The 25,121-nt window shown below is 61.8% G+C and carries 23 protein-coding genes; 12 read left to right on the top strand and 11 right to left on the bottom strand.

All coding sequences use genetic code 11. The features are described from left to right. Positions 1–14 precede the first annotated feature (14 nt). From AMS67_RS02590 to AMS67_RS02620, 8 genes are all read right to left on the bottom strand, one after another. A complete protein-coding gene (locus AMS67_RS02590) occupies positions 15–920 on the bottom strand; it encodes a bifunctional DNA primase/polymerase (protein WP_053385968.1) in 906 nt (301 codons plus the stop codon). Then, positions 920–2,029 (bottom strand): ArdC-like ssDNA-binding domain-containing protein, encoded by a 1,110-nt coding sequence (locus AMS67_RS02595; protein ID WP_053385969.1) that lies wholly within the window; start codon positions 2,027–2,029, stop codon positions 920–922. Before AMS67_RS02595 ends, AMS67_RS02590 begins: the two co-directional genes overlap by 1 nt. Before the next feature lie 711 nt (positions 2,030–2,740). Next, positions 2,741–3,637 (bottom strand): helix-turn-helix transcriptional regulator, encoded by an 897-nt coding sequence (locus AMS67_RS18205; protein WP_082305237.1) that lies wholly within the window; start codon positions 3,635–3,637, stop codon positions 2,741–2,743. Beyond that, positions 3,634–4,410 carry a helix-turn-helix transcriptional regulator gene (locus AMS67_RS02600; protein ID WP_053385970.1) on the bottom strand — a complete coding sequence of 259 codons (777 nt, stop codon included), beginning with the start codon at positions 4,408–4,410 and terminating at the stop codon, positions 3,634–3,636. The genes AMS67_RS18205 and AMS67_RS02600 overlap by 4 nt, the downstream gene beginning before the upstream one ends. 97 nt (positions 4,411–4,507) lie before the next feature. Further along, positions 4,508–5,410 (bottom strand): alpha/beta hydrolase, encoded by a 903-nt coding sequence (locus AMS67_RS02605; RefSeq protein ID WP_053385971.1) that lies wholly within the window; start codon positions 5,408–5,410, stop codon positions 4,508–4,510. Between the two features lie 295 nt (positions 5,411–5,705). Further along, complete coding sequence (locus AMS67_RS02610; RefSeq protein ID WP_075201187.1) at positions 5,706–6,131, bottom strand: nuclear transport factor 2 family protein; 426 nt, start codon at positions 6,129–6,131, stop codon at positions 5,706–5,708. Positions 6,132–6,186: 55 nt separating this feature from the next. Next, positions 6,187–6,756 (bottom strand): TetR/AcrR family transcriptional regulator, encoded by a 570-nt coding sequence (locus AMS67_RS02615; RefSeq protein WP_075201188.1) that lies wholly within the window; start codon positions 6,754–6,756, stop codon positions 6,187–6,189. Positions 6,757–6,953: 197 nt separating this feature from the next. Next, positions 6,954–8,477 (bottom strand): class I adenylate-forming enzyme family protein, encoded by a 1,524-nt coding sequence (locus AMS67_RS02620; RefSeq protein WP_075201189.1) that lies wholly within the window; start codon positions 8,475–8,477, stop codon positions 6,954–6,956. 198 nt (positions 8,478–8,675) lie between these two features. On the opposite strand from AMS67_RS02620, the gene AMS67_RS02625 reads away from it, so the two are divergent. After that, positions 8,676–9,416, top strand: coding sequence for an enoyl-CoA hydratase-related protein (locus tag AMS67_RS02625; protein ID WP_241487967.1), 741 nt, complete (start codon positions 8,676–8,678; stop codon positions 9,414–9,416). 243 nt (positions 9,417–9,659) lie between these two features. On the opposite strand, the gene AMS67_RS17215 is transcribed toward AMS67_RS02625, so the two are convergent. Both AMS67_RS17215 and AMS67_RS02630 read right to left on the bottom strand, forming a co-directional pair. Further along, complete coding sequence (locus tag AMS67_RS17215) at positions 9,660–9,797, bottom strand: hypothetical protein (RefSeq protein ID WP_156316506.1); 138 nt, start codon at positions 9,795–9,797, stop codon at positions 9,660–9,662. Between the two features lie 486 nt (positions 9,798–10,283). After that, entirely contained in the window at positions 10,284–11,027 is a 744-nt protein-coding gene (locus tag AMS67_RS02630; RefSeq protein WP_053385976.1) for a GntR family transcriptional regulator, read from the bottom strand. A 187-nt stretch (positions 11,028–11,214) separates the two neighbouring features. Here AMS67_RS02630 and AMS67_RS02635 point away from each other — a divergent pair, with 187 nt between their 5' ends. From AMS67_RS02635 to AMS67_RS02685, 11 genes are all read left to right on the top strand, one after another. After that, on the top strand, positions 11,215–12,096 hold the full coding sequence (locus tag AMS67_RS02635) for a fumarylacetoacetate hydrolase family protein (RefSeq protein WP_053385977.1): 882 nt from the start codon (positions 11,215–11,217) through the stop codon (positions 12,094–12,096). Positions 12,097–12,098: 2 nt separating this feature from the next. Then, positions 12,099–13,379, top strand: a complete 1,281-nt coding sequence (locus tag AMS67_RS02640) for an alpha-hydroxy acid oxidase (RefSeq protein WP_053385978.1) — start codon at positions 12,099–12,101, stop codon at positions 13,377–13,379. 18 nt (positions 13,380–13,397) lie between these two features. After that, positions 13,398–14,750 carry an aspartate aminotransferase family protein gene (locus tag AMS67_RS02645; RefSeq protein WP_053385979.1) on the top strand — a complete coding sequence of 451 codons (1,353 nt, stop codon included), beginning with the start codon at positions 13,398–13,400 and terminating at the stop codon, positions 14,748–14,750. After that, positions 14,743–15,525: an amino acid ABC transporter ATP-binding protein gene (locus tag AMS67_RS02650; RefSeq protein WP_053385980.1), complete on the top strand. Its 783-nt coding sequence runs from the start codon at positions 14,743–14,745 to the stop codon at positions 15,523–15,525. Before AMS67_RS02645 ends, AMS67_RS02650 begins: the two co-directional genes overlap by 8 nt. Beyond that, positions 15,522–16,166 carry an amino acid ABC transporter permease gene (locus tag AMS67_RS02655; protein WP_053385981.1) on the top strand — a complete coding sequence of 215 codons (645 nt, stop codon included), beginning with the start codon at positions 15,522–15,524 and terminating at the stop codon, positions 16,164–16,166. Before AMS67_RS02650 ends, AMS67_RS02655 begins: the two co-directional genes overlap by 4 nt. Next, on the top strand, positions 16,163–16,855 hold the full coding sequence (locus tag AMS67_RS02660) for an amino acid ABC transporter permease (protein WP_053385982.1): 693 nt from the start codon (positions 16,163–16,165) through the stop codon (positions 16,853–16,855). The genes AMS67_RS02655 and AMS67_RS02660 overlap by 4 nt, the downstream gene beginning before the upstream one ends. A gap of 24 nt (positions 16,856–16,879) precedes the next feature. Then, positions 16,880–17,722, top strand: coding sequence for a substrate-binding periplasmic protein (locus AMS67_RS02665; protein WP_053385983.1), 843 nt, complete (start codon positions 16,880–16,882; stop codon positions 17,720–17,722). Between the two features lie 375 nt (positions 17,723–18,097). After that, positions 18,098–20,176: a hydantoinase/oxoprolinase family protein gene (locus AMS67_RS02670; RefSeq protein ID WP_053385984.1), complete on the top strand. Its 2,079-nt coding sequence runs from the start codon at positions 18,098–18,100 to the stop codon at positions 20,174–20,176. After that, positions 20,173–21,942, top strand: coding sequence for a hydantoinase B/oxoprolinase family protein (locus AMS67_RS02675; protein WP_053385985.1), 1,770 nt, complete (start codon positions 20,173–20,175; stop codon positions 21,940–21,942). The genes AMS67_RS02670 and AMS67_RS02675 overlap by 4 nt, the downstream gene beginning before the upstream one ends. A 71-nt stretch (positions 21,943–22,013) precedes the next feature. Next, on the top strand, positions 22,014–23,177 hold the full coding sequence (locus tag AMS67_RS02680) for a saccharopine dehydrogenase family protein (protein ID WP_053385986.1): 1,164 nt from the start codon (positions 22,014–22,016) through the stop codon (positions 23,175–23,177). Between the two features lie 38 nt (positions 23,178–23,215). Beyond that, positions 23,216–24,190 (top strand): NADPH:quinone oxidoreductase family protein, encoded by a 975-nt coding sequence (locus tag AMS67_RS02685; protein WP_053385987.1) that lies wholly within the window; start codon positions 23,216–23,218, stop codon positions 24,188–24,190. A gap of 84 nt (positions 24,191–24,274) precedes the next feature. Here the strand turns inward: AMS67_RS02685 and AMS67_RS02690 are convergent, their stop codons facing one another. Next, on the bottom strand, positions 24,275–25,030 hold the full coding sequence (locus tag AMS67_RS02690) for a glucose 1-dehydrogenase (RefSeq protein WP_053385988.1): 756 nt from the start codon (positions 25,028–25,030) through the stop codon (positions 24,275–24,277). Positions 25,031–25,121 lie beyond the last annotated feature (91 nt).

Here is a 25,121-nt window from a genome sequence, read left to right on the forward strand (position 1 = left end):
TGTCGCTGTGTTGTTCATGCGAGCACCCGCCCTCGATCAACCGGGGCATGCTGCGCGACCGGCCGCGACGCCCCGGCCGCCGATGCCGGCGGGAAGGTGTTGGGGTTGCGGTAGGCGGAGCGGATCGTGCGCTCAATCTCGCGCGGCGGCAGCCCGATCCCTTCGGCGACCGGGCCCAGCGCCTCGAATGCATCGGCCAGGCCGACACCGTTTTCCGCGAGGCGGCACGACGCCCAGTACAAGCCCTGGTTCCGCTCGCCTTCGCCCTGTCCTTCCAGCCAGGCGGCGATCCTTTGGGTGCGCTCTTCGAGGGTGCCGCGGAACAGGCGGGCCACCCACGGCGAACGCTGCGGCCTCGGGTCCAGCAACTCCCGCAATGCCGCAGCGTCGACGGGCTGCACATCGCCGGTGGCGAGGTCGAGGAGCTGATACGCGACCACTTCACCACCGACCACGGTTCGAGACGGCGGGGCGACGATGTACCCGGCGGTGCCACGGAAATCGAGCTGCGCCGCACCCGAGGCCCAGGACCGTTGGTCGGTCGCGGCTGCCGGGTAGTAGGCGTGCAGACCGCCCGACGGGCTGACGACCCGCGCCGCCCACCCGTCCAGCAGCCCGGCCTGAGTTGCGTGCTGCCAGGATTCGGGGCCACGCGGCGGATCGCCCTTCACATCGACATCAACGACCTCGAACCCCGACGCAGGCCCGGTCGGGATACCGATGTTCGCCTCCGGCCAACGCCGCCACCACGCTGCAACCTGGGCAAGATCAGTGGTCGCGTCTTTGAAGCCATGCGCCACGAGCGGCCGCTTCTCACGGGGCGCGCACGGGAACACCGGCACGCCGAGCGCCGCATAGTGCCGCGCCGCATCTGGAAGCGACAGGCGAGCGACCGGTGCGAGGAGCTGTTCGGCGTCCATCACAGCCCCCGCACCGGAGCGGCCGACCGCGCGGACCGCGTCGCCGATGGTCTCCCTGCCGACGACCTGGCCGGAGGCTTCCGTGTGGTCTGGTTCGCCGATGACCGCTCTGAGCTCTCGCGGGTGAGGCCCGGCGGAGTGCCGTCGCCAACCTGCACCGTGTCGAGCTGATCCAGGATCTTTACGACGACCTTTCTGACCCGTTCGGCGGTCGCCTGCACGATCTGGATCGGGTTCTTCCCGTCGGCGGCAATCGCCCACCCCGACACATAGGGGATCGTGTATGCGCTCGTATCCATGCCGTGCGCGGCACCGACCATGAGCGCGACCGACTCGGCCTCCACCTCGCCGATGCCGCGATGCTGGCGCGCCTCCTCTTGGTCGGGGCCGTGCATCTTCACGTGTGCGAGCTCGTGCACGAGCGTTTTGACCTGGGCGGCCTCGTCCATGTTCGTCCGCACCGCGACCTGACGATCAGTGAAGTTCGTGATGCCGTTCGCGCCGTGGATCATGCCCTCGTGCGGCACCGGCAAGAACTGGAAGCCTGCCTGCTCGACCTGTCGGATCAGGCCGTCGCGCAGCCCGGCAGGGGCTTCGCCTTCGAGAAGCTGCGCGGTTGGCGGCAGCGGCACCTCCGGGCCGGATGTTTGGGAGATGTCGAAGACGTAGGCGACTTTCGCGCCGACCATCTCCGACTTCACCTTCTCCCCAGGCTGCGGCACTTCGCGGGGCGCAAGCCTTCGCCATGACATCGGGTTAGCCGGGGTCTTCGATGCGAACTTCCCGATCGCCGGGGCGAGGATCGCGTACCCCTTCTGCCCCTTCGAGACCTGGCGGCCGAGCTGTTCCCACTGCCGGAACCCGGCCACATACGTCGGCATCGGGTCGGGCACTCGGCCGGCTTCCCACGCGGCCTGATGCTGCGCGAAGATCAGCCACGAGTTGTTCACTGACCGGGATCGGAACTTCGCCGCGAACGACAGCGCCTGCTTCCAGTCCTCGCCCGTGACCAGCTTCGCAACCTGCGCGTTGAGTTGTTCGCGCACCTTGTCGAGCTTCGCCTCGCGCGCAGCGCGCGCCTCCTCGGTGGTCCTCCTCGGTGCTGCCATGCGTGGGTCTCCTCCCGTGAATGGGCGCACCTCGCGTTGGGCGGCCCTTGCACCAGCAGGTACGCCGGAAGCAACACAGTCCAGAGACAGGAAATCGTCACATCCCGTGAAGAACCCAACGCATTTCTACTGGCTTATCAATCAGGTGAAGCCAGCAGGGGGAGCGTGCTCGTTTGCTCCAGTCAGATGCGGGTATTGACCCTTTCGTCTGACGGAACCTCTTTGCAACAGAGCGAACCGGACTGATGTTGACGCTACGGCTGACCCGACTCGTCGTAGCGATCAGGATCGCTCCGCCTCACTTGCACTGCGACCCGACTGGTATATGCGTTTCCGTGCACAGCAACGTAGCTATGCGCTCGATGCGCAACATCGTTAGGGACGCACTGGACCTTGGGTCGTATGCATCGCTGTACACTCGCCCAACGAGAGCCAGTGCGTTGGTGGAACCGCGCCGAAACGCGACGCCGAAGGTTATGCGGGGTCGAGGCCCTACCGCCCGCGGAGGCCGCACAACCTCCTCTAGCAGCTACAGGCAGATGGCGAAACATGACAATTCTAAGCCGAGCGTTCCCTTGGCTGTGCGTGCAGTTGAACTCATACCGGATGTGTGTTGAGTTAGGTCGTTCATCTTGCCTGCAGCGTGAATACGGCTTTGGGTTCCGGTACCGGAACTGTCCTGCAATCCAGAGTGGGGCCGTACCCGGATGCTCACATGTATGCGGCTTTTCGATAGTCGTTGGGCGTGGTTCCGTAGAAGCGTTTCATGATCCGACTTGCGTAACCGGGGTCAGACCAGCCAACGGACTCTGCGCAGCGTTGCACGGTCCAGTTTGTCATCAGCAGCAGCTCCGAAAGTCGCTCCGCACGTAGCCTCATCAATACTTGCATCGGCGGTGCACCAAGTTCTGCATCGAGTACCCGCGTGAGTTGAGAGCCCGAGAGGTGTACGAGTTGACTGAGGTCTGATATTGTCCAACGTCGAGCCAGGTCGTTCTGCAATGCGGTGACGACGGCTCGAACTTCGAGTCGCGGTAGGGCGGACGAGGACGGGGGTGGCACCTGTTCTATGCTGGCCAGAAAGCCGAGGGATGCCGCCACGAGTCCCAGTCCGACACTTTCCGATGATGCGTCACATGCCGAAAGTGCGCGCGCTCGGGCGGTCAGCGTTCCTCGTCTAAGCAGTGATGGTCTGAGGCGGAGAATCGGCCCAATCCCCGCAGCCGCGGTGCGGAGCGCGGCTGCCACTGGGGTTACAGTGCTCGTCCATGCAGTTTGCTGCTCGAGGAATAGTGGGTCGAAGTAGAACGTAACCGTCTCAGCGGTTGGGAGCGGGACGCCACCAACAAGGGCTTGCGCAGGGAGGATCGCGACGTCGCCCTCCGCTAGATCGGTTACCTGTTTGAGGTGCTCCAACCTCGTCCACCCCGCGGTTACGATGACGACTTTTGCTTGGGTGTGCGCTACGGGTTCTACGACAGTGCGGTGATATGCCCGAAGAATGCGCATTGGTCTCCGCTCTCCTAGCACAGAGACCTCCCGTTCTCTCGGGATAGTGCCCTCAATATCCGTATTCTTATCGCTCGAGAAGGGAAGCGTCCGTATCATAGTCCCAGTCGTGGACACCACCGGTGCCACCCTACCTGCCTCCCAGTCTCGCTGATCGCTACATTGATGCTTCGCAGCAGAACCGCCATCTTCTCTCCCTGCAGCGTTGTCTGGTAGGTGAGCAGCGTCTTTGCGTAGACATCGCAAAAGGCACTTACGAGTTGCTTCGAAGACAGATGCACAAGCTCGGCAAACTCATCGAGCGTCCACCGCCGAAATGGATCCTCGCGAGGCATGGCCTTGACGGTATGAGCTTCTACACGCAACGGTGTGAACGGGCGGACGTCTACAGGTGTCGGCCGACTTAGGGCTCGCTGCAACGGTGACGTTCTTACTGCCGAGAGACGGATGAACGGTGCGACTTGGTCAATAGCTGGGTACCAAAGAGCCTGCTCGTGGTCGCAGCGCTCGCGGTATGCGCCATCGACGCTGAGGGCCACTAGCTCGTCCAACCATGAAATAGTGAGGCTTGTGCGCCGCCCGCCAAGATGAAGTATCTGCGCAGGCTCCGGGTAGAGGATCTCGGCAAACCCTTGTGCGTCCAGTCGGTCTCGCAGAATATTGATGTACTGCAATAGCAGCTGATCCAAAACATAATCGGTGTCGAGGCAGATCGTAATCGTAGCCAAATGTCCGGTCGTGCGTATCCCGCAAACTATATTGGTGCCGAGCATCGCAGCGTTGCCCTTACCGACCGGGTAGTCACCGAAATCGCGATAGAGAATCGCAGTGCCGGAGCGGACTGGGGTTAGCGTTACGGAGTTGTAAGTCACATGCGCGATCGGTGGGCAAATTTGGCGAGTGCGGGCGGCCAAAGTCGGACGACCCGCGGAGTAAGGTTCGCCATAGAGAGGGAGGCCTCCCAACGCACTAGAGATGTTCGAGGAACCAGTCTTGAGCAGCCTGGCTTGCATCCGCGAACTCGTCCACGTAGGGAGTGTAGTGTCCTCCCTCGATCTGATGCAGTCGCTTTGGCTCTCCCGCCTTTTCGAAGGCTTCTCGCTGCAAACTCGAGGGACAAGTTGTGTCGATTGTGCCGATAATCATTAGCAGGGGCGTGGGTGCAATCTCTGAGATGTAGGCCCCCGGTATGTACCCACGTGCGCGCTCCACGGAGCGCAACGTTGTCTCATTTCGCCACAGTGGCGCACGCCGGCTGTCGCCAGTCATGTATTCATAGGAATCCGAGCCAGTGTAGATTGAGTCATCTGATGGCTGGACGCTGACGGTTTGGATGAGAGTGGGAGCCCCTCCGCGCAGAATGTTTAGCCGGTCCTCATTGAACTTCTGTTGCTCCGCCTTTCGCTCGGCATCGGTCAGATTGATGCGGGCAGTCTCTGGTCCGTTGATCGTCGGCACCTGGGAAACGGCGCACTTCACGCGTGAATCGATTGCAGAGACGACGAGGACGTGGCCGCCGCTGAAACTTGATCCCCATATGCCAATTCGATTCGGATCGACCTCGTTGCGCTGCTCGAGATAGGTGAGTGCGTTCCTAATATCTTCGATCTGATCATACGGATCGATGTCCTGGCGAATCGCGCCGTCACTTCTGCCAAGATTCCGAAAGTCGATAGTCATTGAAATCAGACCCGCTTCTGCGAAAGCGAGGGCGAAGTCAGTGAGATTTCCTGCGGCGGTCATCGCCCAGCCATGCGATAGAAGCACAGCGGGGCGATGACCCCGCTCTGAAGAAGCAGGGATGAAGATCTCCCCGCGCACACAGGAATCTTCGCTCATGAACTCGATGAAAGAGCGATCGATCTTCGTCATCGGGCAGGTTCCGTTCTATGCAAGGCGGAGGTGGGAATAGCTAGTACTCGATAACTGAGCGCGGGGATCGCACAAATTGCGGGAGCAGTTCTAAGGCGTTTGCTCGGGGGGTCATGAGTACTTAAATTAACATATATTAAGCAAGTGGTGTGATGCAATGATGGATTGATTGTTCATGCTGCACTCGCGGCGCTAAGCAGGGGATCGCTGCGCCCCTATGAGTCGACGGCCCTGAGTGATTGAGTTCAGGTCCGTCGACTTACCGAAGTTCGGTGCTCTATGGCTTCATCGATGCTCAGGCGTTCAAGTCCCCGAAGAACCCTTCGACCTCGGGCTGGTTCATGTCGGCGAAGTAGCATTCAACGATCTGGCGTCCCTGCCATCTGTAGAACCCCATGCGCTTGGTGATGACTTTGCGGTCGCCCTTGCCCCACTCTTCGTGCACGAGCATGAGTACGCCGTCTTCGCCGATGAGCAGAACGTTGTCCTTCTCGTCTTCACCTTCGCCGCCTACTTGCCAGGTATCAACGTAGGCATTGACGCGCCCGATCCAGTTGTCGACGAAGTCTTTCTTGCCGCGATACACACCGGAGAGTGGCCCGTCGCCACCCATGTGGACGACGACGTCGTCGGAGTAGAAGGCCATCCCGGCTTCTTGATCGCCTCGACCCCACGCCTCGTGGTACTCCTCGAGAAGCTTGTGCATAGATTCGATACTCATTTGATCCCTCCGGGTTCTTTGTGGGGCGGAAGGGCCGGGCGGCACTTCCTGGGTTCTAGGCGCCCTGCGTGGGTCGCGAGTAATTCACCATGTTCAGGACTAGAGTGACGAACCGTTCGGCTACTGCCGTGGTGCTGAGTTTTCCGTGCGGATTGAACCAGGAGTACACGTACTCACAAAGCGTGATAATACTGAAGGCTGTCACGTTGATATCTTCGACGGTGAAGGATCCCTGGTCGCAGCCGTGCTGAAGCACCTGCCTGATCTGATCGCGGTAGTCGATCTGCAGCTGTCGCACCCCCGAAAGGCGCTCGACGGGGAACTCCTCCGCGTGCGCTCTACTCAGGTCGAAGGTGCGGGCGGCATCTGACTGGTCGAGTTGCCAGACCACATGCGCACGCACAAGCTGCTGCAGCTTGATTGCAGGGTCAGACGATGTCGCTGCGGCGTGGACGGAGCTTGCGAAGTCGCGCATCGAGGTCTCGATCACCTCGACGTAGAGATCCTCCTTGGATGGGAAGTACCAGTAGAGAGCTGGTGCGGAAACGCCGAGTTCGTTGGCGAGCGCCTTCATGCTCGTACCTGGGTAGCCGCGCCGCAGGAACATTTGCGTTGCGACCTCCATCACCTTCTCGCGACCGACGTTGCCTCGTCCCTTCTGGCCCTTGTTCTGTGTCTTCTTCGGTGCTTGAGTTATTGAGCTCAACGTGTGGCCTCGCTTACTGGGGAGATGCTTCGAGAATGTGCCTGAGTGTTGAACTTACTGTACGTTAGTTCGCCGGGCCGGTGCGGAATGCGCAGCCTTCGAGAAACGACCTGTGCTCAGCGTACGGTCGCGGCTTCGGAAGAGGCATGCTGTGTGGTCAGGGCCTTGCGGTCGACTTTTCCGCTGGCTGTCCGAGGCATCTCATCGTGCACGAATATTCGTTCGGGTACTGCGTAGTCGGGGAGATGCTCTCGCATGTGCTCGAGAGCAGCAGCTTCGTCGAACGAGGCGCCCGGTCGCACCTCGATGGCGGCGAATACTCGGTTCTGGAGAATTGAGTCGGGCAGAGCGAAGGCACAGCCGAGTGAGACAGTGGGAAGGGTCGCCAGCACGTTTTCGACATGTGATGGAAGTACCTTCTCTCCACCGCGATTGATGACATCGTCTACGCGCCCCTCGAAGTAGTGCAGGTCGCCCACCCTGCGCGCCAGATCGCCGGTGCGCAAGAAGCCGCCGACGATCTTCGAAGCGGTGAGTTCGGGCTGACGCCAGTAGCCGAGCATGATCGTCGGCCCTGCGGCCCACAACTCGCCGACCTCGCCCTCTGCGGCCTCGTTCCCGTCTTCGCCGACGATCCGGATGGAGGTAAATGGCACGGCCATGCCGATGGATTCCCCGCATTCACGAGCAAACTCAGGGGGAAGGAACGATATCGCTGATCCGTATTCGGAGAGTCCGTATCCGTGGAATAGTTGGATGCTCGGCCATTGCGTCAGATACTCCTCGATCCAGGACCGGGGCATCGGCGAGCCTCCGTAGAGCAGGATGCGCAGGCTCGCCAGAGCCTGAGCGGCCCCGTCTGCCAGCATGATGAGCCGGTGAATGCTTGGAACCGCTGCCAGGTAAGTGACTGGGCGAGTAGTCAGGGCCTCTATTGCGAGTGCAGTGCGGTACTTCTTTAACAGGTCTGTGCGGCCGCCGACGAGCAGCATCTGCCCGAACTGGTCGATGAACCCTGTGTTGTGAAACATGGGCACAACTACCAGGGTTGAATCGTGCTGGGTCGTGTGCATGACCCGCACGAAGGCCCATGAGGCTTCAGCAAGGGCACCTTGCGATAGGGTGGCGCCTTTCGGGGTGCCTGTTGTGCCAGAGGTGAAACTGACGAGCGCCGGTATGTCATGACCAAGGTCGACTGGTGTGGTGTCGTGCGCTGCAGGGAGATCGTGCGCGAGGTCGTGGATCGGGATGTCGGCGACCGTATTGGTGATCTCGTGGTGATCAGCGTCTCGCAGCACCATCACCGCATCGAGCGTGCGCACTTGGGTGGAGAATTGGCTCGGATTCAGGCGGTTGTTGGCTGGTGCGATGATGGCGCCCAGCTCGAGGACCGCGAGATAGTGAATGATCCAAGGGATGGAGTTGTGTCCGACGATGACCACGCAGTCGCCCTGTGTGACACCTTGGCCGCGAAGCCAACTGCGGCATCGCGCGACCTGATCTGAGAGTTGATGCCATGTCAACTCCTCCTGACCTTGCGTAAGTGCCAGTGCCTCTGGTGTTGTGCTGCGCCAGTGCGCGAGGGCGGCGGACAGGGTGGGGAACGGGATGGGTTCGCTACTGAAACCGGATCGATTCACGGTCGGGGGCTCCTCATTGAGTGGTGCGGTCGAGCAGTAACTTAATTATTATTAGTTAATGTATTCTCTGCGGGCAGCGCGGTCAAGTGGTCGATTCGTGTCGCGAGTCGACCGGCCGTGCTGTCGGCCGACTGCTGTGGAGGGTAAATGAAGAATAGCTCTGGCGTGACGACGCGGGTATGCGGGGAGGTGCTGCTCGTGACTCTCGATCGCCCAAAAGCGAATGCCGTCGATGCCGTCACCAGTGCGGCGCTCTACGAGGCGTTCGTCGAACTCGATGCTCGAGATGATCTGCGGGTCGGCGTCCTGACCGGATCGGGTGAACGCTTCTTCTGCGCGGGATGGGATCTGAAATCGGCAGCGCAGGGCGAGGAGCACGGAGCGGACCAGGGTGAAGGGGGTTTCGCCGGCCTTACTGAATACTTCGACCTGAGGAAGCCGGTAATCGCGGCAGTGAACGGGGCGGCTTATGGTGGCGGTGTCGAGCTCATGCTTGCTTGCCATCTGGCTGTTGTTGCCGAGCATGCCGTATTCGCGTTTCCTGAGGCTGGGCTCGGCATCCTGCCTGATGCGGGGGGCTTGACGCGGTTGCCGTCGACCCTGCCTAGAGTGATCGCCATGGAATTGCTACTCACCGGTCGTGAATTCACAGCGCGGGAGGCGTATGCCTGGGGGTTGGCTAATGCAGTCGTGCCGGGGGGTGACGTGCTGGATACTGCATTCGCTCTTGCGCAGCGGGTCTGTCGCGCAGCTCCACTGGCTGTCGAGGCGATTCTCGAGACAGTTTCCAGGACTCGTGGGGTTCCCGAGCGTGAGGCCTTCGCCGCGCTGAGAACCGAACTCGAGCCGGCCGTCAGTGCCGTGATCCATTCACGGGATGCGGCAGAGGGAGTTGCTGCGTTCACCGAGCGCAGGGCGGCCCGTTGGGTGGGGCGGTAAGTCGGGGGCTCTCACGGTTGGGTCAAGTGAACTAGTCTCCTGTGCCGGTCGTTCTGTTCATTTATCGGCTGAGTGACGCGAGTATCTTGTTCGCGATATTAGTCCACACGTGACACAAACGAATTGGGGGTCTCGTTTCACCCCCGCGCATACTCGCGAAGATCTTTATCCAGGACCTGAATCGAGCGCCGGTTCGAGCATTGCAGCGAGTCATGGATGACTTCCGCAACGAGACAATAGGCCTTATTGACCCACGGCAAAGGGATCGACGCGAGATGCTGATGGAATCGGGTGGCGCTCGAGTTGGGCCTTCATGACGTGATGCTTATGGGTGCCGTAGTCATCGCAAATCTTGAGCAGGTCGAGCTCGTCGAGCGCCACCCGGTCGATCTTCTGGGGGAGTTTTGGAACTCCGTCGCGCGATATCGGCAATGTGTGAAAGCGGGCACTGTTCCATCTCGCACGTACAGTGCGGCGAACAAGTTCGTGGTGCCGTGACGCAAGTAGCCACGGGTGCGCTTCTCGGGCATGTCCGGCAATATCGGGAACTCGGACTGCGAGCGCGACAGCGTATGCACCCGGGAGTTCTTGTCCAGGTAGGGGCTGACGATCTCACAGCGCCTTCTCCACGAACAACGAGTCTGTGGAAGGCTGGAACCTGTCAGTCCGGTGAGGTTTGGGCCCACGCTTTCCAGATCCGACAGACCGTGGACGGCGAGAGCCCGGAGCGTTCAGCCATCTTCGTCGGGACCAGATCGTGGAGAGCCGCCTCGCCGATATGAATTACCCGAGGTCGAAAGGTTCTTCGGTGACCTGAGCTGTCCCTTGCGAGCACGCCTTTCGGTGGTTTGAGTACGAGGCTACGGGTCATGAGTAGCGCGGCTTTCGCGACCAGCCGGAGGAGAGTTCGCTCGAAGCGTCCACTGAGTCCAATGTGACGCGAAGCATGCGGGGATCGTATAGGGGCGCTGAAAAGGACAAATACGAGAGCGCCACTCGACCGTAGTGCAGTGATATCTGCTGCGAAGCTCGGTCGCCATCATGCTTGCTCGCCGAATCGAAGAGATCCCAGTGATCCTGGTGGCTCTGCGCCCAGGATATCGGGCTCTCCGGGAGAGTCACGGCGTAACGATAGCGCTCGGCGTGAACGGAGAGGTCTCTGGCGCTTGAGCGCGCTCGGTATCCCGCGTGGATCAGCAGCAGTTCGTGAAAGGCATGGTGAGGATCGCGCCAAGCGTCGTACGACCCCGTCGCGATCGCCGCGTCCATAGCCTCGATGTAGGATCGCAGAACGGTCAGGTTTTCTTCTTCTATCTGCGGCACGCTCAGTCGTATCGCCGCCGATTCGACCGCGATTCGCAGGACGTAGAGATCCTCCAGATCTGCGGGACTGAAGCTCGCTACCCGGAACCGCTTGTTGTGCTCAGCGATGAGGAGGCCCTCTTGTTCGAGCAGCCGGAACGCCTCGCGCACCGGCGTGCGGCTCACACCCAGCTCCTCGGCGATGGGGAGTTGGGACAGTGGCTCCTCGGGGGCGTAGTGGCCCGTAATGATTCGCTCACGAACGAGCCCATGGATATTCAGCACAGTCTGCTCGGTCCTGGCGGCCATTGATGCTCCCTTGATCTGTATCCAGATTACACATATAGGGCTTGTTTGCATCAGGGCTTGTCTCTGAATAGTGGAAAAAGTGTGCACACTTTTCTTGACAGAATGCGAGCGTTGATTCAGTATCGAGACATCGGCTTCACCGCTGAATGAATCATCATTCATTATCGATTCGAAGGAGAGACGAAACGTGCAGATCGGAAACCTCGCCGGACGCCTGGTTATCATCACCCCCGAGGGAGCGGTTGATGTGGCGGGAGCAAGCGGCAATCGTTTCGACTCCGACCCTCAGCGCATCTATGACAGGTGGTCTGACTTCCTGAGTTGGGCCGAGCACGCGTCACTGCCTGAGGCGTCGCCATTCGAACGAGAGGCACTACAAGCCCCTGCTCCCCGCCCTGCTCAGGTATTTGCGATCGGACTCAATTACCGCGAGCACGCCGACGAGTCCGGCTTCGAAGTCCCGGCCGCCTACCCACCGGTGTTTACGAAATTCCCGAGCTGTATCACCGGTCCCTACCGGGAGATCAGGCTTCCTGAGGGGGATGTCGACTGGGAGGTAGAGCTCGTCGTCGTCATCGGCAAGCCGGCTTGGCGTATCTCGACAGAAGAGGGCTGGGACTACGTCGCAGGCGTGACCGTGGGTCAAGACATCTCGGAGCGGTTGCTGCAATTCGCCATGACCCCGCCCCAGTTCAGCCTCGGCAAATCGCTCCCGGGTTTCGGACCCATCGGTCCGGTGCTCGTCACGCCCGACGAACTCGACGACCCCGACGATCTCGAGTTAAGCTGCTCCATCAACGAGGTAGTCGTGCAGCAGGGTCGCACCTCGCAGATGATCTTCTCCGTCGGCGAGCTGATTGCGACCCTGTCCTCCTCCGTGCGCCTCCAGCCCGGAGACCTGGTGTTCACAGGCACGCCGTCGGGAGTGGGCATCGGGCGCACTCCACCGCTCTACCTGCGGGACGGTGACGAACTCGTATCGACGATCAGCGGTATCGGCACCCTGCGGAACCGGTTCGTCCGCTCCGCCGAGGCGCCTGCTTCCGCTGCCGATCGGAAGGTCTCGTAACCATGCCTCGCAGTGCCGCACCGTTCGAGGCCGCGCCTCGACGCTTTCCTCGGTGGAAGGAGATCCGACCGCTGCTCGGGTTCGGATTCCCGAGCCTCGACCGGACGAAGGCCCGCCTCGACCGCTGCGCGGATCTGTACGACGTGCGCGAACTGGCGCAGCGACGCGTTCCCCGGCCGGTCTTCGACTTCGTCGATGGCGCCGCCGGATCGGAGACCAGCCTCAGCCGGAGCCGGGAACTCTTCTCCCGAGTGGAGTTCCGCCCGAACGCCCTCAGAGACGTGAGCACGATCGATACCTCCGTCGACCTGGTCGGCGAACGCCTGCCCCTGCCGTTCTTCTTCGCCCCGACCGGTTTCACCCGCGCCATGCATCACGAGGGCGAGATCGCCGTCGCGCGCGCCGCGACACAGGCCGGCATCCCCTACTCGCTGTCGACGATGGGAACGACCACGATCGAGCGAGTCGCGGAAGGCGCGCCTGACAGCACCCGGTGGTTCCAGCTCTATCTCACGTCCGATCGAACCTGGAGCGCGGAACTGCTCCAGCGCGCCTCTGCGGCGGGTTACACCTCGCTCATCGTGACCATCGATGCTCCCGTGCCCGGCAAACGGCTTCGCGACGTCCGCAACGGACTCATGATGCCGCCGAAACTCACCATGCGCACAGCCATTCCGATGGCACGCCGCCCCCGATGGTGCTGGAACGTCCTCACCACGGATCCCCTGGGCTTCGCAATGGTGGACGCCGCGTCGGAGCTCCCCGAGGCTGTCATGTCGCGCACATTCGATCCGCGAGTCACGATCGAAGACATCGAATGGCTGAAGAGCGTGTGGGACGGCACGCTGATCGTCAAAGGGCTCCAGTCCGTCGAGGACGCCGAACTCTGCGCGAAGGCGGGTGCCGACGCGATCGTCCTCTCCACTCACGGAGGCCGTCAGCTGGACCACGCTCCCTTGCCGCTCGAACTCCTCTCTCCGATACGGGAGCGTCTTCCTGCCGAAGTCCAGGTGATCATCGACGGCGGCATCATGTCGAGCACGGACATCATCGCCTCTCTGGCGCTCGGCGCCCAGGCCGTCGGATTGGGCAGAGCCTACCTCTACGGAGTGATGGCCGGGGGCCAGCAGGGTGTGAGCAAGGTCATCGATCTGCTCGCGAGCGAACTGCGGACCACCCTGAGCCTGTTGGGGTGCACCAGCATCTCCGAACTCACTCCGGAACACGTGCGTATCCGGAACACGTCAGCGACGGAGCCATTCGCCCGGCTCCGGCTCTCCTAAGGAATGGTGGGAAAGTCTATGGAACAGCAACCCCTGCACTCCCTCGCCGGCTCGAGGCAGGAACTCGCCCGCGCGAGTCACTCGATCCCGCGCGGACTGGTCTCCTACTTCCGCATGCGGGAGAACCAGGTCGTATACACCCGAGCGAAGGGCGCCTACTACTGGGATGTCGACGACCAGCGATACATCGACGTGGTCTCCGCGCACGGTCCGATCCTTCTCGGCCACGGGCACGATGAGGTCAACACCGCGGTGACCGAAGCGATGAACCGAGCAGTGCTCACCGGCTCTCCGATGACCGGCGAGAGCGAATTCGCGGAGTCCGCGCTCCGATCACTCGGTTGGGCGGACAAGGTCACGATGATGTCGACCGGCACGGAAGCGGTACAGCTCGCCATCAAGATCGCGCGAGGCGTCACCGGCAGGAACACCATCGTCAAATTCCAAGGCCACTACCACGGCTGGATGGACCCGGTGTTCGTCAACACAGCGGGCATGGAGCCGCCCAAACCCGCATCGGGTGAGTTCGAACCCGGCGAGATCCCCGTTACCCCGTTCCTCCCCAACGGCCGCGCGCCCGAGGGTGTGGTGATCGCAACCTGGAACGATATCGAGCATTTCCGCGAGCTCATGGAGAGAATCGGAGACCACGTCGCTGCGGTCATCGCCGAACCCTACGTCACGAATTTCGGAACGTTTCCCCCTCCCGCGAGTTATCTGGCATCGCTCAAGGACATTGCGCATTGGCACGGAGCACTCCTCATCTTCGACGAGGTCGTAACCGGATTCAGAGTCGCCCGCGGAGGCGCTGCTCAGCAGCTCGGAGTATCGCCCGATCTCGGGATCTACGCCAAGGCCCTCGGAAACGGCTTCCCGATCGCCATGGTCGCCGGCACTGAGCAGGTGATGCAATCGATCGTCGACGGACGGGTTCCCGTCGCGGGGACGTACAGCGGGAATTCGCTCGCGGTTGCGGCGGGGACCGCCGTGCTCGCCCACCTGGAGCGAAACGAGGGATCGCTCTATCCGTATCTCGAAGCGCTCGGCACGGAGCTCAAACGCGGGCTCGAATCCGCAGCAGCAGCGCAGGGCGTGCCGATCACCTGCAATCAGATCGGCTCCCTGGTCCAAATACTGTGGGGCGATATCCGCGATCCTCATTCGATGCCCGGTGTCTACCGCTCGAATCGCGACGCCGTGACCGCCGTCATGGAGGGCATGATCCGACGCGGTGTCTACACCCACCGCAAAGGTCTGTTCTTCCTGAACGCTGCGCACACCGAGACGGATATCGAGCAGATCATCGAGGCATTCGCATCGAGTCTGAGTTCGCATCTCGCGCAATCGGCCGTGGGAGGCGATCATGTCTGAACAAGTCCAGGGTTCTCCGGATGCGGCGCAGTACGTCGTGAAGCTCGATCGGATCACCAAGTCCTACGCCGGGCAGACGGTCCTCGACGGAGTGACCCTCCACGTGGGCCAAGGCGAGGTCGTCTCGATCATCGGGCCCAGCGGAGCGGGAAAGAGCACGTTTCTACGATGCGCGAACTTTCTGGAGCAACCGGACAGCGGCACCGTCCAGATCATGGATCACGTCATCGATGCCGCCTCGACCCCCTCCCCGACCCAGTTGCAGGTACTCAGAAAAGACGTCGGGATGGTGTTCCAATCGTTCAACCTCTTCCCTCACCTGACGGTCCTCGAGAACATCAACCTCGCCCAGAGACGGGTGCTCGGGCGCTCCACCGACGAGGCAGCCCGGCGTTCGAAGGAGCTCCTGGAAAGAATGGAACTCTTGGGCAAGGCGGATGAGTATCCGAGCCGGCTCTCCGGAGGACAGCAGCAACGCATCGCCATAGCCCGCGCGCTCGCAATGGATCCCAAGGTCATGCTCTTCGACGAGCCCACTTCTGCACTCGACCCCGAGGTGGGTCTGGAGGTGCTCGCCGTCATGCAAGAACTGGCTCGCTCGGGTATGACCATGATCATCGTCACCCATGAGATCGAATTCGCGCGCCAGGTCGGGGATCGACTCGTCGTCATGGCGGATGGCGGGATCATCGAGTCCGGTCGACCCGACGACGTTCTCGATCGACCGCAGCATCCGAGAACGCAACGGTTCCTGAAGGCGGTGACTCATCGATGACGCAGTTCATCGCCGCGCTGCCATCAGCAGTGCTCAACACCATCCTGATCACGATTCTGTCCCTACTGGCGGGGTCGTTGCTCGCCGTGCCGTTGATGCTCGCCCGTATCTCGTCCTCGCGCGCATTGAGCCGGTGCGCCGCTGTGTTCATCGACGTCGTGAGAGGCGTCCCGCCCCTGGTCTGGATCTTCATCATCTACTACGGAATCAAAGTCGGTCAGTTCCGTTTCGGCACGATAGAGACCGCTGTGATGGGTTTCGGCCTCATTTCCACGGCCTACCTGGCCGAGGTGTATCGGGGAGGGTATCTCGCAGTTCACAAAGGACAGTTCGAAGCGGCGATGGCACTGGCGCTCTCGCGCAGGAGTGCTTTCGGAGCCGTTCTGGCCCCTCAGGCCTTTCGGGTCGCACTGCCGGGCATCGTGACCTATGCGATCGGTCTGCTCAAGGACACGTCGATCGTCTCCGTGATCGGCGTTGTGGACATCGTATTCGTAGCGAGCTCGGCCGCGAGACAACCGGGCGCGGATTCCATGACGCCCTTCTTCATCGCCGCTGCGCTCTACCTTGTGCTGAGCGTTCCGCTCGCTCTTGCCTCACGGGGACTCGAGCGGTTGTTCCGCAAGAAGGTGCTGGCATGAGCGACATCTCGACCTGGTTGTCCTGGCTGCCCGAGATGCTCGGCGGGCTCTGGATCAGTCTGCAGGTAGCGGTGGTCAGCCTCCTCATCGGGCTCCCGCTCGGCGCTCTCCTCGGGTTGCTGAGCACCACAGGGCTTGTCGCTCTGCGTTTCGCAGCGATCGCGCTCATCGAAATCGGACGGGGCATCCCCGCGCTGATCTTCCTCTACTTCATCTACTACGGCTTGCCGGATGTCGGTATCACACTCTCCAGCATGGTCTCCGCATTCCTCGCACTGTCGGTGACAGCCGCCGCCTACTCGAGCGAGCTCTTCCGAGCGGGGATTCAGGCAGTTCCGCAGGGCGAGATCGAAGCCGCGCAGGCCCTTGGACTCTCACGGCGCCACACCGTATTCGACGTCGTGCTCCCTCAGGCGATCAAGATCTCGCTGCCTTCGCTCATCGGCTTGTCCACGCAGATCTTCCAGGCCACTGCACTCGCCTATTCGATCGCGCTCCCCGAACTCCTCTCGAGGGCCTATGCGATCGGAGCGCGCACGTTCGAGTTCATGCCCGCATTGATCATGACGGGACTCCTCTACCTTGTCATCACGCTTCCGCTGAGTACGCTCGTGCAGCGGATGAGTAGGCCGAAAGGCTCTGCCCGCCCGGTCAGAGAATCCCAGCCCAGCGTGCCAGCCCCACTCTGAACAATCAATCAAAGGAGATTAGAAATGAAACCGTTCACCCCGTTGCTGGCCTGCGGCGCAGCCGCCGCATTGGTCATCGGACTCGCCGGGTGCTCCGGCGGCGCTTCGAGCGATGTCGCTTCTCAAGACTGCACTCCTAAACGCGATGGGATCACGACGCTCACGGCGGGCGTACTCACCGTCGGTGTGCCGGACTCGCCCCCGCTCACGATGCCGTCGGGAGACGAGGGGTACGAAGGAGTGGACGCCGACGTCATCCGCGGCTTCGCAAAGGAGGAATGCCTCAAGGTCGACGCGCAGCCGGTCGCTTCGTCCGCAGGGGTCACCAGCGTGGAGCAGGGCAGAACCGACACGGTGCTCGGAGGTTGGTACCGGACCGCGGCTCGCGAAAAGGTCGTCTCGATGGGCTATCCGATGTATCTCGACCAGGTCATCATCGCGGCCGATAAGAAGTATGACAACTTCGATGATCTCAAGGGCAAGAAGATCGGCTGCGTCGAAGGCTACATGTTCACGGAAGACCTGCAATCGCTGTTCGGCGACGATCTGTCGCTCTACTCCGAGTCTCAGCTCCTGCTGCAGGATCTCGAGGCCGGGCGGCTCGACGCGGTCGTCGAGATCGCCACTGGCGCGCCCCGGTTCAAGGACTTCACGGTGACCACCGTCAAACCGGATGAGCGGGTGCAAGCGACTCTCGAGGCGGGTCAATCATCTCTGCCCTTCAACAAGGATTTCCCGGAACTGCGCGAGGCCTTCGACGACTACGTCAAGTCTCTGCATGAGAATGGATCGATGGAGAAGATCTTGGATACCTGGGGGCTCCCCACCGAGATTGCCAACGTCGGCGAGCCGCGGATCATGCAGTGATGTAACGGAGATTACTCACGACCGACAAAAGATGTGCCGGAGGTCCGGGCCCGGAAACCCTGGACCTGACTTGTAAGTAGCCAATGGTATCCGGTTGGGACGTTGAAAGGAAGAAGACCTCCATCGTGAGTGACGCTAGACACCACTCATGACGGAGGCCTTCTGCCTTTCTGTCAATCACCAGCGTCCCCGCCAGGTGCATCTCCCGTCTGTCCACTCCGGCAAGTAACTAATCCCTCGCCATTCTGGCGATGGCGACACCCCAAAACCCAACCAAGTGCCACTTGGGCTTGACAGCACATTAATTAACGTTAAAGAATGAACATATGGCCCAGTCAAAGTGCCAGTTGGTTCGGATTACAAAGGAGTAGCCATATGAGCTATCAGATCTCCGCAGACACGGGCGGAACGTTCATCGACGTCGTCGTCCAGGGCGGCCCTGAGCCCATCATCGGGAAGTCACTGACCACTCACGACCGGGTGTTCCGTGGGCTCTCGAGTGCGCTCGAGTTCGCCGCGGAGCAGCTCGATCTCACTGCGGAGCAGCTGATCTCTCAGGCTGACTTGTTCATCTATGGCACCACACGGGCCACGAACGCGATCGTCACACGCAATACCGCGAAGACGGCACTGCTGACTACCGAAGGCTTCGAGGAGACCCTTGTCCTGAAGGAGGGCGGCAAGCAAGACGGCTACGACTACTCGAAGCAGTACCCCGATCCTTACATTCCCCGCCGCTACACCTTCGGCGTGCGCGAGCGCATCGATTCCGAAGCCCAGGTGCTGCGCGAACTCGACGAGAGTCATCTGCGCGATCTCATCCAGCGCATCGTCGATGATGGCATCGAAGCGATTGCCGTCTCCCTGCTGTGGTCGGTGGTCAATCCCTCGCACGAGCTCAGGGTCGCCGAGATCATCGCAGAGATCGCGCCGCAGATCCCGGTCACCCTCTCTCACCAGATCGCTCCGATCATTCGCGAGTACCGCCGCACCTCGGCGGCGGCGATCGATGCCTCTCTGAAACCGCTGATGCAGCGCCACTTCCGCGAGCTCGAGAGCGACCTGCGCGACTTCGGCTATCAGGGCGAGATTCTGGTGTCGACCAGCCTCGGCGGTGTCATGAGCATCGACGAGATCATCGAGGCGCCCATCTACGCTGCGCGGAGTGGCCCTTCGATGGCTCCGCTGGCGGGCATCCAGTACTCGAGCGTCGAGGGGCTCGGCGAAGACATGATCGTGGCGGACACCGGTGGCACCACGTTCGACGCCGGAATCTCTCGGGACGGCTCCGTCGTAAAGACCCGTGATACCTGGCTCGGTCCCGAGTTCGAAGGCGACCTTCTGGGTATCTCCTCGGTCGACATCCGCTCGCTTGGTGCGGGCGGCGGATCCATCGCGCACATCGATGCGGGTGGCCTGCTGAAGGTCGGCCCGCAGTCGGCGGGATCCGAGCCCGGTCCGGCGTGCTACGGACGCGGCGGAACCGAACCGACCGTGTCCGATGCCGCTTGCGTGCTCGGATACTTCGATCCTGATTACTTCCTCGGCGGACGCATGCAGCTCGATGTCGAAGCCGCGCGTACGGCGCTTGGCACACTCGCCGAACAACTCGATATTTCGGTCGAGGAGGTGGCCTGGGGCATCATCACCCTCGCCAGCCAGGAGATGGTCAAGGCGGTGCACGAGATCACCGTCGCCCAGGGCCTCAATCCCAAGGACAGCACACTCGTGGCCGGCGGCGGCGCGGCAGGCATCAACATCATGCTCATCGCCGAAGAACTCGGCTCCGAGCGGGCAGTGCTGCCGAAGATGGCTTCTGCGCTGTCGGCCTCCGGCATGCACTTCGCCGATATCGTCAAGGATGAATCCGCTGCCCTGATCACCTCGTCCCATCGCTTCGACGCTGCGCAGATCAACGGCTTGCTCGAATCGCTCGACGAGAAGCTGCTCACCTTCGTTGATCGCTTCACGCACCAGTACCCGACTTTCAAGATCGAGTACAGCGTCGAGGCCCGATACCAGAATCAGATCTGGACGATCGAGTTGCCGCTGCCATGCAAACGGTTCGAATCCGGTGCCGATTTCGACCAGCTGGTCAGCGGCTTCCACGATCTGCACCAGCGCGTCTACGCAGTTCGCGATGAGGGGTCGGACATCGAGTTCTTGAACTGGATCGCCCGAGCCACGATCGATATTCCGCGCAGTCCGCTGAGCTACCAGAGCGTCGAGAACTATCAGGCGAGTTCGCCACACACCCGCGACTGCTACTTCGGGAGCACGGGCCGAGTATCGACTCCTATCTACAAGCCGGAGCATCTCGGCCTCGGCGCCCATATCTCGGGGCCCGCCATTATCGAAGAACCCACGACCACGTTGGTGATCTACCCGGGCATGGCTGCCCAGGTATCTGGCACCGGAAATTACTTGCTGCAGATCGAGGAGGTCACCGCATGACCGAGCAGAAATTCGATTCCATCCGCACCGCGGTGCTGGCGAATGGAATCGATAGCATCGTCCGAGAGATGACCAACACGCTACTCCGCTCAGCGCGGTCCGCGGTCATCAACAGCGCCCGTGATTTCTCGTGCGCCATCCTGACACACGAGAATGAGCTGCTGGCCGCGGCGGAGGGCATCCCCGTGCACATCTTCGGCGCCCAGCTTCAGGGGCAGGCCATGATCGAAGCGCACCCCGGTATGCGCGAGGGCGATGCCTACCTCGACAACAACCCCTACGTCGGCAACTCCCACGCGGCAGACCACACCATTCTCGTTCCCGTCTTCATCGACGGCGAGCATCTGTTCACCGCGGTCGCCAAAGCCCATCAGGCCGACACGGGCAATTCGCTTCCCACGACCTATCACGCGGCTGCCAAAGACGTATACGAAGAGGGAACCCTGATCTTCCCCGTCGTGAAGGTGCAGTCCGACTACCAGAACAACGAAGACATCATTCGCATGTGCCAGTCTCGCATCCGGGTGCCGTCGCAGTGGTATGGAGACTTCCTCGCTGAACTCGGTGCCGCCCGCGTGGCCGAGAAGCGCCTGAAGCAGTTCGTTGCGAAGCACGGAATCGACACAGTGAAGCAGTTCATGAAGGACTGGCTCAACTACTCGGAGGCACTCACCAAGGCTGCGATCGAATCCCTGCCGGCAGCGGAACTCTACAACACCGGGCGCCACGATGCGTTCCTGCCCTACCTGCCTGACGGGCTCGACTTCAACGTCAGGATCCACATCAAACCCGAGGACGGCATGATCCATGTCGACCTCACCGAGAACGGCCCAAACGTCGATTGCGGCCTGAACCTCACCGAATCCACCACCAGTGCGGCTGTGTACGGCGGGATCTTCAATGCGATCCCGCACAAGCTACCGAAGAACTCGGGGGCCTTCCGTCGGATCACGATCGAGATGAACGAAGGCTCGGCAGTTGGCAAGCCGAAGTTCCCGCACAGCTGCTCGGTCGCGACCACGAACGTGACCGACCGGCTCATCAACTGCGTCGGCTCGGCCTTTGCCCAGCTGGGGGAGCCCTACGGTGTTGCTGAAGGCGCGGTCGGAGTCGGGGCGGGTTTCGCGGTGCTCTCGGGTACCGACCGGCGTACCGGCGAGGGCTTTGTCAACCAAGTCGTGGTGACCGCCAACGGCGGACCCGGCAGCGCCTACGCCGACGGCTGGGTGAATTGGCAGGTTCCCTGCACCGGTGGCCTGATGTACCGCGACTCCGTCGAGATCGATGAGATCAAGATGCCGATCGTCTACAAGTACTTGAAGTTCAAGCCGGGGACGGGTGGGGAAGGCAAGTTCCGTGGCGGCCCGGCGTTCGAGTATGCATACACGCCGAGGGAGGATCCAATCACCGTAATCTATCCCTGCGACGGGCAGATCGAACCGGCGAAGGGTGTGCTCGGCGGCGCGAACGGACTGGTTGCGGAGACCTGGCTGGAGCACCCTGACGGCACCAAGGAGAAGCTGCCGAACACGGCGGCCTTCCTCATGGAAAAGGGGCAGACCATCATCGGCGTCGATGCGTCCGGAGGCGGTTACGGCTCGCCCCTGGAACGCGATCCCGAGTTGGTGTTGAAGGATGTCGTGGAGCTCTGGGAGACCCGTGAGCGCGCGGTCGAGACCTACGGTGTTGCCATCGTAGAGACTCCAGAGGGACTGACGATCGATCGCGATGCCACCGCACGACTGCGAGCGAAGGCCGCGAGCTGACCTCTCTGGTCGACCGCGAGAACAGAAGTGCCTCGAGTCTGACGGCTCGAAGAATCCGAAGGAGTGAATAGGTGTCGAAGAAGACCATTGCAGTTCTCGGCGCGGGCGGCGCGCAAGCGTCGGGTGTCCTTCGCGGACTCGGTCGTGCACCCGAGGACGTGAGGATACTGGCGTGCGACCGTCAGTTTCGAACACCGGATAACACCCGTGCGGGCGAACAGGAGGTCGAACTCATCGACTTCGATTTGATCGCCGAGCCGGATAGGCTTCGGGCGATACTGTCGTCTGCAGATCTCGTGATCAACTGCACGGGTCCCTACTACACCCTGGGACCGATCATCCTAGATGCGGCTATTGCGGCAGGCACGGATTACGTCGACATCTGCGATGATGCCGACGCGACCGAACTGCTGCTCGCACGAGGGGACGCTGCAAAGGCGGCCGGGGTGACGGCTCTCATCGGCATGGGCTCCGCTCCCGGCACCACGAACGTCCTGGTGCGCCTCGCGCTCGATGCGTTGCCTGACGAGGAAGCCTCGGTGGAGATCTCCTGGTGCGTGGACGCGAATGACATGGTCGGCGCCGTGGTCCCTCACTTCGCGCATTCCTTCAGCACCGCCTTGCCGGAAGCCGGTGCAAACCCAGGCTGGGAAGATCTCGAGCCTCGGCGAGTGGTGTTCCCTGAACCCATCGGGGAGCAGCTGGTCCTCACGTTGAGTCACCCCGAAGTGATGACCCTGCCGCGGTTCACCCGCGCGAAGCGCGTGGTGAACCGCGGGGGGCTCATTCCGGAGGATTTCACTCATCTCGGCTGGGTGCTGTCGCGTACTCCGGAGAGCGTTGACCGTGCCAGGACGACGGCCTCGGTGTTCGAGACCGTGCGTTCGCAGTACGCGGGTCGCGAAGCGACTGGGTCGGGCCTCATCGTCGATGTTCGGGTCGGTGCTGATGGCATTAGATTCCTCTCCGGCGGGAAGATGAGCCAGGATGATGCGACGGGAACTCCGGCAGCTGCGGGAGCTTTGCTCTCTCTCGACGGTGCGGTGCCTGGCCCGGGTGTCGTATCTCCGGAGGTGCTGAATCCAGCTGATTTCTTCACCCGTCTGCGCGACGTCTCTGCCGGTGGCGGCGGCATGACCGCCTATCGCACACGGGACGGTGAGATTACCGAGCGCGCCCGTATTCGCGATCTGCTTGCGGCGCACGAGATGCGCACAGCCGCACCCATCGCCTGATCGAACACCCGACTCCTGTCGGTGATAGAGGAGGAACCTTGCGCGCTATCACGATCTCCCGCCTGGACGGGCCTGGCTCCTACGCGGTGACTGAATTGCCCCGCCCTTCACGTGGCGCCGGCGAGGTGCTGGTCGAAGTCCATTCGGTCGCTCCGGCCTTCCCCGATCTGCTGCTGTCGCGTGGTGAATATCAGGTGAAACCCGACCTGCCGTTCTCGCCAGGATCCGATTTCGCCGGAGTGGTAGTCGATGCCGACGCGGAATCAGGTTTCAAGCAGGGGCAGCGGGTGGCAGGTTGCCTCATGTACGGTGCCGCAGCCGAACTGGTATCGGTGCATGCGGACCGCCTATTCGGGCTTCCCGACTCGCTGGAAACGGCTGAGGCCGCGGCGCTGCCGATGAACTACTTCACGGCCTACTTCGCGCTTGCGCAACGAGGGGCGGCGGAGTCGGGTGACTGGGTGCTGATCACGGGGGCGTCCGGCGGCGTTGGCGTGGCGGCGATCCAGGTGGCCAAGGGGCTCGGCTGCAAGGTGATCGCGCTGGTGTCGAATGAGCGCCGTCGGGCGGTCGCCGAAGAAGCTGGAGCCGATTTTGTGATTCTGCCGCAGCAGATGCCGACGGAAGTGAAGTCGCTAACCAATGGTGCCGGGATCGATATAGCAGTCGATGTAGTCGGAGGTGACGTCACGAATCTACTGAGAGTACTCGCGCCGCTCGGGCGAATCATGATCGTCGGCTTCGCTTCGGGTGAGATTCCCGTGGTAAAGGTGAACCGGTTGCTGCTCAATAACACCGATGTGCGAGGAGTGGACTCCGCCAGGCTCATCTTCGACCGTCAGTCCAGCCGGGCTGCCTGGGAACATCTCATGAGGATGCGGGCGGACGGTCATATCCGCCCCCAAATAATCCCAGGCGGGGACGCCGCGCGATACGGCACCGTGCTTCAGGAACTGTCGGATCGCGCCGTCAGCGGCCGTGTCGTGCTGAGTATGCGGGCCACTGCTGCGTGAAGCGCTTGGTTCGAAATGCAGAAGGTTTCGAGTGGAACCTCAGTTCCACTCGAAACCTTCTGCATTCAGCTGCGACTACAGTCGCTACTCGAGTACGGTCATGCCAGCCGTGGTAGCGCCGTCTATCGCGATCTCGGCGCCGCTGATGTAGGACGAGTCGTCACCGATGAGAAAAGCGACAAGGCCTGCGACGTCACCTGGCTGACCGAATCTGCCCAGTGGGATAGAAGTGGGCGAGACCACGGCGCCGCTGCTGCCGATTGAACCGGCGATCATGGGGGTCTCAGTGTCGCCGGGATGGATGGAGTTGACGCGGATGCCATCTTTGCCGAGTTCGATGGCCGCGGCCTTGGTAATGCCGCGGAGCGCCCACTTCGATGCCACATACGAGAAGGCATCGGGGAAGCCGACAAGGCCAGCTATGGACGAGACGTTGACGATCGAACCCCCGCCGACTGCGCGGATATGGGGCAGGACTGCCTGCATGCCGAGGAACGGCCCGGTCTGGTTAACGGCGATGGTGCGTTGCCATGACTCCAACGCGGTCGTTTCGAGACGTTCTTCGACGAGCACCCCGGCATTATTCACCAGGCCGTCGATTCTGCCGAACTCGCGGATCGCCGTATCGACGATGCGCGCCCAGGATTCTGGGCTCGTTACGTCGAGACGCGCGAAAATGCAATTGTCACCGAGTGCCGCGGCCAATGCCGCTCCCTCGTCTTCGAGCAGATCGCCGATCACCACACGGAAGCCCTGATCAACCAGCGCTCGGGCGTGAGCGGAACCCATGCCCCGTGCGCCTCCTGAAACGATTACCGTCTTCGCAGTCGCGCTGCTCATGCCTTGCACCCTTCTCGTGGACGTGAGCCGGCAGCCGCTCGCCTGTCCGATCACTTCAAATCGGGTTTCGGTTCGCGGTCAGCCAGCCACC

The organism is Leucobacter japonicus, assembly GCF_001273855.1.
Taxonomy (GTDB): Bacteria; Actinomycetota; Actinomycetes; order Actinomycetales; family Microbacteriaceae; genus Leucobacter; species Leucobacter japonicus.